This window comes from Colwellia sp. 75C3 (assembly GCF_002836255.1).
GTDB lineage: Bacteria > Pseudomonadota > Gammaproteobacteria > Enterobacterales > Alteromonadaceae > Colwellia.
Genome location: NZ_PJAU01000050.1, coordinates 80,040 through 90,422, shown reverse-complemented (window position 1 = coordinate 90,422; position 10,383 = coordinate 80,040). Strand labels below are relative to the sequence as shown.

General features: G+C 37.9%; 8 protein-coding genes. 3 read left to right on the top strand and 5 right to left on the bottom strand.

What is annotated here, in order from left to right; genetic code table 11:
* Positions 1-473: 473 nt before the first annotated feature.
* From purD to dusB, 5 genes are all read right to left on the bottom strand, one after another.
* A complete protein-coding gene (purD, locus tag CXF85_RS11760; RefSeq protein ID WP_101228726.1) occupies positions 474-1,769 on the bottom strand; it encodes a phosphoribosylamine--glycine ligase in 1,296 nt (431 codons plus the stop codon).
* A 38-nt stretch (positions 1,770-1,807) separates the two neighbouring features.
* Positions 1,808-2,662, bottom strand: coding sequence for a class I SAM-dependent methyltransferase (locus tag CXF85_RS11755; RefSeq protein WP_101228725.1), 855 nt, complete (start codon positions 2,660-2,662; stop codon positions 1,808-1,810).
* A 455-nt stretch (positions 2,663-3,117) separates the two neighbouring features.
* On the bottom strand, positions 3,118-4,719 hold the full coding sequence (purH, locus tag CXF85_RS11750; protein WP_101228724.1) for a bifunctional phosphoribosylaminoimidazolecarboxamide formyltransferase/IMP cyclohydrolase: 1,602 nt from the start codon (positions 4,717-4,719) through the stop codon (positions 3,118-3,120).
* 149 nt (positions 4,720-4,868) lie between these two features.
* A complete protein-coding gene (gene fis, locus CXF85_RS11745) occupies positions 4,869-5,156 on the bottom strand; it encodes a DNA-binding transcriptional regulator Fis (RefSeq protein ID WP_101228723.1) in 288 nt (95 codons plus the stop codon).
* Between the two features lie 64 nt (positions 5,157-5,220).
* Positions 5,221-6,237, bottom strand: a complete 1,017-nt coding sequence (dusB, locus tag CXF85_RS11740; RefSeq protein WP_101228733.1) for a tRNA dihydrouridine synthase DusB — start codon at positions 6,235-6,237, stop codon at positions 5,221-5,223.
* 313 nt (positions 6,238-6,550) lie between these two features.
* On the opposite strand from dusB, the gene CXF85_RS11735 reads away from it, so the two are divergent.
* From CXF85_RS11735 to CXF85_RS11725, 3 genes are all read left to right on the top strand, one after another.
* On the top strand, positions 6,551-7,864 hold the full coding sequence (locus tag CXF85_RS11735; protein ID WP_157829090.1) for a pepsin-like aspartic protease: 1,314 nt from the start codon (positions 6,551-6,553) through the stop codon (positions 7,862-7,864).
* Between the two features lie 318 nt (positions 7,865-8,182).
* A complete protein-coding gene (locus CXF85_RS11730; RefSeq protein WP_101228721.1) occupies positions 8,183-8,461 on the top strand; it encodes a hypothetical protein in 279 nt (92 codons plus the stop codon).
* A gap of 60 nt (positions 8,462-8,521) precedes the next feature.
* Positions 8,522-10,381, top strand: a complete 1,860-nt coding sequence (locus CXF85_RS11725; RefSeq protein ID WP_101228720.1) for a tetratricopeptide repeat-containing diguanylate cyclase — start codon at positions 8,522-8,524, stop codon at positions 10,379-10,381.
* Positions 10,382-10,383 lie beyond the last annotated feature (2 nt).

Here is a 10,383-nt window from a genome sequence, read left to right as displayed (position 1 = left end):
AAAAGTATTTCGAGAAAAATTTAAAACAACACGTTAACTTATGTTATTTACCAAATATTCGGTTAGATAACATATCAAAACAGTCCGTTGACGATTCATTTTGCGTGAACCCCTTGGAACTGGAGCGCATTATAGAGAGCTTTAACATTTGATCAAGGGTTATTTTCACCTTTACGTTTGTTCGCACGATTTACGTACATATAGCTTTCTTATTGGGCTATAAAGCACGATCGTTGATGATCCTTGAGCAATTCATTAAACAATACTGAGTTTACAGCTGTAGTTATCTCACTATGTATTATCAGGTAACGTATCGATTTAACTTTGTTATGACACTAGTTTAGATTAATTATTCCGTATAATAATGAAAAAACCGACACTAAGGTCGGTTTTTTAACATTATCTAAATGATCATAGGATAAAAAGGCTAGATCACTAAGATGATCTATCTGTTTTACCAAGCCAAATTTTAGTTAGCTATTTTCTTGTTCACGTTCGATTGCACGATAAGCAATGTCTGTTCTAAATTCGACACCTTTCCACGTGATCTGATGTAGTAACTCATAAGCCGTTTGTTGAGCTTCAGTTACTGTATTGCCCAATGCAGTTGCACATAGTACACGACCACCGTTAGTAACAACCTCACCTTGCTCATTTAACTTAGTACCAGCATGGAATGTTTTGGCTGATACATTGTTATTTTTATCTAAACCAGAGATCACATCACCTTTTGGATAACTTGCAGGATAAGATTGTGCGGCAAGTACTACACCTACAGCTGCGCGACTATCAAATTCGATCGTTGCTTTATCTAATTCACCACGTGTAGCGGCTAGACATAATTCAACTAAATCTGATTGTAAGCGCATCATGATTGGCTGTGTTTCAGGATCACCAAAACGACAGTTATATTCAATAACGTTCGGTGTACCATCACTTGCTATCATTAAACCAGCATATAAGAAGCCACTATAAGGAGCATCTTCGTTAGCCATGCCTTCAACCGTCGGCATAATTACTTCAGCCATAATACGATCATGAATTTCAGCCGTAACTACTGCTGCTGGAGAATATGCTCCCATGCCACCCGTATTTGGGCCTAAGTCACCATTGAGTGCACGTTTATGATCTTGGCTTGTTGCCATTGGTAAAACATTTTTACCATCAACCATTACGATGAAACTAGCTTCTTCACCTTCAAGAAACTCTTCAATCACTACGCGATGACCCGCATCACCAAAAGCATTACCCGCTAACATATCGGTAATAGCGTCTTCTGCTTCTTTTAATGTTAATGCAACAATAACGCCTTTACCTGCAGCTAAACCATCAGCTTTAACAACAATAGGTGCGCCCTGTTCACGAACATAAGCCAATGCAGGCTCAACTTCGGTGAACTTTTCATAGCTGCCTGAAGGGATTTTGTTACGTGCTAAGAAGTCTTTAGTAAATGACTTTGAACCTTCAAGTTGAGCAGCTTTGGCACTTGGACCAAAAATAGCTAACCCTTCAGCTTGAAAAGCATCAACAACACCATCAACCAGTGGTTGTTCAGGGCCAACAATAGTTAAGGCAACGTCTTCACTTTGAGCAAAAGCAACTAAGGCAGCATTATCACTAATATCGATAGCAACATTTTCTAATTTTGCTTCGGTTGCTGTACCAGCATTACCCGGAGCAACAAACACTTTAGTAACCTGACTTGATTGAGCCGCTTTCCATGCTAAAGCATGTTCACGACCGCCGCCGCCTATAACTAAGATTTTCATATGTTTTCCTATTAATTTTCTTTTGGTTAAATCAGCAATTATTTCGCTGGTTTAACAAATTTTAATGTCATACGATCGCTTTCGCCAATCGCTAAATATTTTGCTCTGTCTTTATCTTTAAGCGCTAAGCTAGGTGGTAAAGTCCAGACTTTGTATTGTGCTAAATCTTTTGGGTTAGCATTAATTTCACTAGAAGCTGAAAATCTAAAACCAGCCGCTTTAGCTTGTTTAATAGTATTAGTTTCAGAAACATAACCTACTGCTACTTTAGCATCACCGTCTGCAGGTAATCTGTGTTCAACTACACCTAAAACACCACCTGGCTTAAGTGCATTAAAAGCATCTTTAAATACTTGCTCTACACCCGCATCTTTCCAGTTATGTAGATTTCTGAACGTTAAGATTAGATCAGCACTACCTTGTGGTGCTAAAACACTTTCTTGACGTGGAGTAAAGTCTGTTAAAACAACGTCACTGAAAACTACATCTGAAGCAAGTTTCTTCACTAATTTTTTACGTGAATTACTGTAATAGTCATCAGCACCTGTATCGGGGTAATGAGCACCATATAATTTACCAGTACCTTTTAACGCTGGTGCTAGTATTTCAGTGTACCAACCACCACCTGGCGTAATTTCAACGACGGTCATATCTGGTGTAAAACCAAAAAAGTTCAACGTTTCAATAGGATGACGATATTGATCACGCGCTTTATTTTTAGCCGTACGATGATCACCTGACACAGCATTTTCAAGTACTTTTATTGATGCACTTTTGTTGGAATTAGCTTCATGTGCATGAGTATCATGTGCCGTAGCAGATAAACTTAATGCTCCACAGCTTAAGGTCACTGCAATAGCGATTGATTTAAGCGCGTTTGTTTTAATTGTCATAACTATTTTCCTTTGTAATACCAATCTCACTAACTAAGTGCTCATTTCTACTTGTTAAAACAACCAACTACTGCGTTATTTATTTAATAATTAGAACAACTAGTTATTAAAATAAATGCCTTGTATTTGTTCGTTTTCCCTACGTATAAATTGATCACCACATTAGTGAAACTGGTATGAAATTATTAGTATTTTTATCAATATCATTGAAGATATAAATTATCAGCAATATTTATAACAGATTTGAAACAAACAAGCAGCGTAGATTTTATTACCATACTTATTTTCATTGTAAGTAAATAAATCAACACTGCTTTTCTTCTATCTTTTTCTTTCACCTTAAGAAAGGTTCTTTAAGCTGTTAGTTTCAATTTATAGGAAAAAGCACGGAGCTGACGTTAGTCAGAGAGTACATTCGACAACTAAATTGTGGCTAACAGCGACAAGAATAAATCTTAATGGCGGAAGTGACGCATACCTGTAAACACCATCGCGATGTTATGTTCGTCTGCTGCTGCAATAACTTCGTTATCACGCATAGAGCCACCCGGCTGAATTACGGCAGTAATGCCTGCTTCAGCAGCTGCGTCTAAACCATCACGGAATGGGAAGAATGCATCAGAGGCCATTACCGAACCTTTAACTTCTAAGTTTTCATCAGCAGCTTTAATACCCGCAACTTTCGCTGAGTATACGCGGCTCATTTGGCCAGCGCCGACACCGATAGTGGAGCTATTTTTAACGTAAACAATCGCGTTAGATTTAACAAATTTTGCTACTTTCCAACAAAATTGTAAATCACGCATCTCGTCTGCTGTAGGTTGACGCTTAGTAACAACCGTTAAGTCATCACTTGTTACGCTACCTTGGTCAGTATCTTGTACTAATAAACCGCCGTTAACACGTTTCAAATTAAAGCCAGTTGATTTGTTATCCCACTGACCACATTCTAATAAACGTAAATTAGGCTTAGCAGCTACAATTTGTGCTGCAGCATCAGAAACACTTGGTGCAATGATTACTTCAACAAATTGACGAGAAACAATCGCTTCAGCAGTATCTGCATCTAATTCGCGGTTAAACGCGATGATGCCACCAAAAGCAGAAGTAGGATCAGTTTTATAAGCGCCTTCATAAGCCGCTAAAATGTTATCACCAATCGCAACACCACAAGGGTTAGCGTGCTTAACAATGACACAAGCTGGCTCATCAAATTCTTTAACACATTCTAATGCTGCATCAGTATCAGCGATGTTGTTATAAGATAAAGCTTTACCTTGTAACTGAGTCGCGGTAGAAATTGACGCTTCTTCAGGATTCGCTTCTTTATAAAAAGCAGCATCTTGATGCGAGTTTTCACCGTAACGTAAATCTTGTGTTTTAATAAACTGGCTATTAAAAGTACGTGGGAATTTAACTTTATTTTCAAAAGACGCTGTCGATTCTGTTTCGCCGTACGCTGGTAACATTTTACCAAAGTAGTTAGCGATCATTCCATCGTAGCTAGCAGTATGCTCATAGGCAGCAATCGCTAAATCAAAACGTGTTTTATACGTTAATGAATCATTGTTGTTATCTAATTCTGTTAACACACGATCGTAATCGCTGGCATTAACAACAATAGTCACGTCTTTATGGTTCTTAGCAGCGGCACGAACCATCGTTGGGCCACCAATATCAATATTTTCAATTGCATTTTCTAATGAACAATTTTCATCACTTACTGCATTAGCAAACGGGTACAAGTTAACCACTACCATATCAATTGCGCTGATATCGTTTTCTGCCATTACTGTTTCATCAATACCACGACGCGCTAAAATGCCGCCATGTACTTTAGGGTGTAATGTTTTAACACGACCATCCATAATTTCTGGGTGACCTGTGTAGTCAGATACTTCAGTTACTTTAATGCCGTTTTCAGCTAATAATTTTGCTGTACCGCCAGTAGAAAGAAGATCAACACCTTTCTCACTTAAGCGACGAGCAAATTCAACAATACCTGCTTTATCAGAAACACTTAATAGTGCGCGTTTAATTGGACGTGGAGTATCCATTATTTTTACCTTTTTAGTTGTAACGTACTGCTAGCCTATTATCATTAACTGATAACGCTAACTTGCAAAGTTACATGATTAATTAAAGAGATTTAGAGTGCTATAAAACTTAAAAAGCACCCGAAGGTGCTTTATATAAAAATACTGGCTTAGTTCATGCCGTATTTTTTAAGTTTCTTGCGTAACGTACCGCGGTTAATGCCTAACAAGTTGGCAGCGCGTGTTTGGTTACCGCGAGTGTACATCATAACTTCTTCTAACATTGGCGCTTCAATTTCGCTCAATACAAGATCATACATATCATCAACATCGTTACCATTTAATTGTGATAAGTAGTTGCTGATTGCGATTTTAGCTTGAGTACGTAATGGAGAAGTCTTAGTTTGTGTCTGAATATCGCCAGTAATAAATGGAGAAGAAACATTTTGTTCGAACATATGATATAACTCTTTCTTTTGTTAATAAAAATAAAATAAAACTACAACAATTTTTCACTCGCCCCTAAAAGGAACCAGTAGCAAAATCATCAAAAAATTTGTCTAACGTCACCAATTGTTCATCGGTCGACGCTAAACCATTAAAAATAGCTCTAAACGCTTTGCCTTGGTCAATGTTAAACGCTGCGCTGAAGCCTTCAAGGCAATCAACTAGGTTATGTACATACCAAGACACGTGTTTTCGGGCGATCATCACACCTTTGAAATCGCCGTAAAACTGATGTAACTCCATAACATGGGCCAATACAATTGAGCGTACTTCACTCAATGCTGGTGCTAACATTTTATTGCCCGTTGTCAAAAAATGATTAATTTCTCGAAAAATCCACGGACGACCCTGTGCACCACGGCCAATCATTATGGCATCTGCTCCCGTAAGGGTTAAAACCTGCAGTGCCTTTTCAGGTGACGTAATATCACCATTTGCCACTACCGGAATTGAAATCGCTGCTTTTATTGCTTTAATAGTGTCGTATTCCGCATTGCCTTTATAAAAGTCATTACGAGTACGGCCATGCACTGCGAGTGATGCTATACCACTACCTTCGGCAATTTTAGCTATTTCAATACCATTACGAGTATCTTCACACCATCCTGTGCGAATTTTTAGCGTGACCGGAATATTTACCGCATTCACCACCGACTGAACAATACGCTCAACCAATGCAGGTTCTTTCAATAAAGCAGAACCCGCTAATTTTTTATTTACCTTTTTTGCAGGACAGCCCATATTGATATCAATAATTTGCGCGCCGTTATCAGCATTTACTTTCGCAGCAAACGCTAATTCTTCAGGACAACTTCCAGCAATTTGTACCGAACGAATACCTGCAGCATCGCTATGCACCATTCTCAATTTAGACTTTTCGGTATGCCACACTTTCGGATTTGACGAAAGCATTTCGGACACTGCTAAGCCTGCACCCAATTGACAACATAATTGTCGAAAAGGTTGATCGGTAATCCCTGCCATAGGGGCAAGCATTACCTGAGAATTGAGTTGATATGTGCCTATTTTCATACTGCTGTTTTTTTGAGCTACCTTCCAAAAGGGCGCTAAGTTTACACGTCTTTTTTTCAATTGAAAAGCATAGAATTTGAACAATATTTGTTTTTTTTCACCTTTTTGATATTGACATTTATTAAAGTATTAATGTGGGCGTAAATCATACAATTCATTAACAAATTTGTTGACAAATGAGACAAAAAAGACAAAGCCAAATATGGCGCAAACTTAGCTCGAATAACGGCTGTAACTGTGGCAGAGTAAAATAACAGCACTTAGGCCAACTGAAGTTAAAACAATAATAATCATAAAAATAATGACAAATGCCATGACAACAATGTTAAGAATGCCTATTACCAATGTATTTGGACAAGGTGATTACAGCGTAACCTTACATCTAGGTAGTGAAAAATCGCCTGTTAACCTACTACTCGATACCGGTAGCAGCACTTTGGTAGTAAAAAGTACAACTTACCAAGCAGCCCTTGATAAAAAGTTAACGCCTAGCACCGCAATACAAGAAGTTAATTATGGTGTTGGCGGCTGGAATGGTCCGGTTATATATACCAGTATTAATATTCATGAGCACTGCCATCACTCCAAACATCCGCAAAGCATCGCAAAAAGTCCAAGTATGAACTTGAGTGATGCGCCAGTTGCCCTGGTACATTCTGCAAAACAAAGTAAAACCTTTGGTGCTGCCGATGGTATTTTAGGCTTGGCTTATCATCACCTAAACAAAAGCTTTGATTTTAGTAACTACTTTACTGAGCATAATATTAATCCTGCGCTCAGTTACCCTTGGCCTTTTAGTGAAGAAGTAAGTGAAAATCTAGCCAGTTTTAAAAAATTGATGTGGAAGTACCCCGAACATGACGTTACGCCCTACTTCACTTTATTAGAACAGCAGCAACTCAGCGCCAACAAGTTTGCTTTCTATAGTAAACGTTCTGCGATACATATTAATGCCGACAATACTGACAACACTCCCGCTCTTGAGTTGGCTAAAGATCCTTTGAACCAAGGCCTGTTGATATTAGGTGGTGGTGAAGAACAAACAGACTTATACCAAGGTGAGTTCCAAAGCATTAAGGTAGAACACGATGTTTATTACAATGTAGCGCTAAAGTCTGTTCAAGTGGGAAAAAGCAAGCCTATAACAGCAGAGCCACTTGAGCCGAACAAACTAAAGACTTACTTCACTAACGCCATTATCGATACTGGTGCAGGGGGTATAGTACTTACTGCCGACATTTACCAACAAGTCATTAACTACCTCATTGCTTATAACGGCAACTTTGCCAAATGTTTAGCACCTTTTAAAGAAATGAGCGCACAATTAACAGGTATAGATGTAGGTAAGTTAACACTTTCAGAGTGGCCAACGCTGTATTTCAACTTTGTTGGTGAGGCAGCAACCGCCACAACATCTGAGAAAATAGTACAACTAGCTTGTACGCCACAAACGTACTGGCAAATAAATACCCCTAATCATAACAAGGCCTGCTTGCGTTTATTGAGCCAGTTACCACAATGGCCTAATCAAAGTATTATTGGTTTGCCCTTATTAAATAACTATTACGTGGTGTTTGACCGCTCAGCTGAAAAAACAGGTGTAGTAAAGTTTGCCCAGCAACGATAGGTAAAGACTTATCAATAGTTGAAAACCTAAATGTAAAACAAAAACACACGGGAATAAGAAAGTAAATAAAGACGCTATAGCAACTTCATTTACCTAGCTCCTGCTCTACATAGCTTATGTTTGCACCATGGTGCAAATAAAATCAATATAAACTAACTAATTACCCTAACGTCCGAGGTAATAAAGCCCAGATTAATCATTGCTCTCCCCCCCCTAAACCTGCTAATTTAGCAACCAACAAAAACAAGTAACAAATGAGTTACCTTTGTTACTAAAGCATTTAACTCTTTTAAAAATAACAAAAATGGAGTAAGCCGTATGAGTAAAGTAATAAACGTATTAGCAACACTGGCTAACAACCCCAGCTTAACAACTAAACAAGAAATCACAGCGTTATTAGAATATGCTGAAATTTCAACTGAGCAAAAACAAGCAATATTAGCGCAAGATAGTGAACGTTTAGCTGAAACTATTGCTAACTTTCCACTTTCAATGTGTGCCATTGTATTACCTGCTGAAGATGAAGAGCAGGAAAGCCAAGAAGAAAGTCAAAGTGAAGAAGCTAAAAACACACTCCGCTTTATAGTAAAGGCTTAATTACATTAACCATTAATACACGAGTTAATTAATTTTGCCACCTAAAGGAATAGTGCTGCTGTGACATTTATTTATATTGAAAATAAGAAATATATTCTCCTGCACACTATAGTTGTACTTTTTTTATCGCTAATCACTTGCGGCAACTTTGCTTACAGCCAGCAGGAAGACTTACAATCAGCAAGACATATAAAAACAATACCAACAGATGCGCTAAATAGCATTTCCGAAGCACTTAAACTCGCAGATAATATTAGACGTACACAGCCATTAAAATTCCAACAAATATTGAAAAATCTTGCTATCAAGAATAATTTTACCAAAGAACAGCTACACTTATTCAATTTCTTAAAAGGCTATGATCACACGTTTAACGGACGATATAACAAAGCAGAAAAGCAGTTCTCAAGTATTTTAGCCTCAAATACAAATAAATTAATTAATTTTCGCACCAGCTATACGTTAGTCAATATTTATGCCGCAAAAAAGGAGTGGTTTAAGGGGTTAGCCCTCATCAATAAAAATATTAAAGCCTCTGAACTAATAGATAATAACTTTCATTATCAGGCACATTTAACTGCCACCATTATTTTTTATAAAAAAATGAAACAATATGAGCTCTCTTTATATTACATCAAAGAGTTATTAGCCCAAGCCCTATCACCAAACCTTAACTGCATTGCTAAGCAATTAGCTATTGAATCTAAATTCCACTTAAACCAACTATCTAGCAGCGACCCTGTTATATATACCGCGCTCAATAGCTGTGAAAAAAACAATGATATTATGGTCAGTAGTATCATTCGTGTTTATCAAGCACGAGCATTTTTAGCTGAACAAAATATCAATGGTGCTATCAATAGCCTACTGCCATACATAGAAGCAGTAAAAAGCACACATTACCCTGAACTAATTACGGGTGTGAACAATATTTTGGCGCAGGCTTACTGGCAAACAAATGACATAACCAACAGTAAATACTACGCTGAACAAGCTGCACTAACTAATACATCAAACAACAATGTTAACCAGTCAGCTAAAACGTATAAAGTACTTTACCAAATTGCCAAAAAAGAAAACAAACTCCACTTAGCACTTAGTTACCATGAAAAATATGCTGCCTTTGACAAAATAGATTCTGATGATATTAAAAACAAACACTTATCTTTCCAGCTTGCCCAAAACAAACATCTTGTTCAGCAAAGCCAAATAGCACTATTAAGTGAAAAGAATAGTTTATTGTCTGCAGAGCAAACGTTGGCTGAAACTAAAGTTAACAACCGCCAATTAGTCATTATATTGTTAACCTTTATTATTATCGTATTAACTTTAGGTGGTTTACGTTTATGGCGTACTCATAAGCGAGTAAAACAACTAGCAGAGTACGACCCTTTAACCGGAATATTTAACCGAGGTCATTTTACCCAAGTAACACTCAGTGCCTTAAAGTATTGTCAAAGTGCAGAGCAAGACTTATCAGTAATTATGTTTGACTTAGACCACTTCAAAAAAATTAATGACAGCTTCGGTCACCTTTCTGGCGACTGGGCATTAAAAGCAGTGACCAAAGCCTGTGAGAAGCTTGGTAGGCAGAATGATATATTTGCCCGTTTAGGAGGGGAAGAATTTTGTATTGTATTACCTAGCTGTAATATTGATGTTGCCATGCTGAGGGCTGAAGCTTGTCGCGCCGCCATTGAAGCAATAACTACGGAAGCATCAGGCTGTGACTTTACCATAACCGCCAGCTTCGGCGTTACTGATGCACAACGATCAGGTTTCACACTAGAAAAACTCATTGGTGATGCTGATTTTGCTGCCTATGAATCAAAACATGCGGATCGCAATAGAGTCACCATGTTTACTGCACCGGAAAAAACAGAAACAGAAAAGTTAGATACCTCATGGGGATATAACTAACG

Coding starts and splice junctions, on each gene's coding strand:
- purD (WP_101228726.1), bottom strand. CDS start 1,769: ATGAAAATCTTAGTTATAGGCGGCGGCGGTCGTGAACATGCTTTAGCA.
- CXF85_RS11755 (WP_101228725.1), bottom strand. CDS start 2,662: ATGACAATTAAAACAAACGCGCTTAAATCAATCGCTATTGCAGTGACC.
- purH (WP_101228724.1), bottom strand. CDS start 4,719: ATGGATACTCCACGTCCAATTAAACGCGCACTATTAAGTGTTTCTGAT.
- fis (WP_101228723.1), bottom strand. CDS start 5,156: ATGTTCGAACAAAATGTTTCTTCTCCATTTATTACTGGCGATATTCAG.
- dusB (WP_101228733.1), bottom strand. CDS start 6,237: ATGAAAATAGGCACATATCAACTCAATTCTCAGGTAATGCTTGCCCCT.
- CXF85_RS11735 (WP_157829090.1), top strand. CDS start 6,551: ATGACAACAATGTTAAGAATGCCTATTACCAATGTATTTGGACAAGGT.
- CXF85_RS11730 (WP_101228721.1), top strand. CDS start 8,183: ATGAGTAAAGTAATAAACGTATTAGCAACACTGGCTAACAACCCCAGC.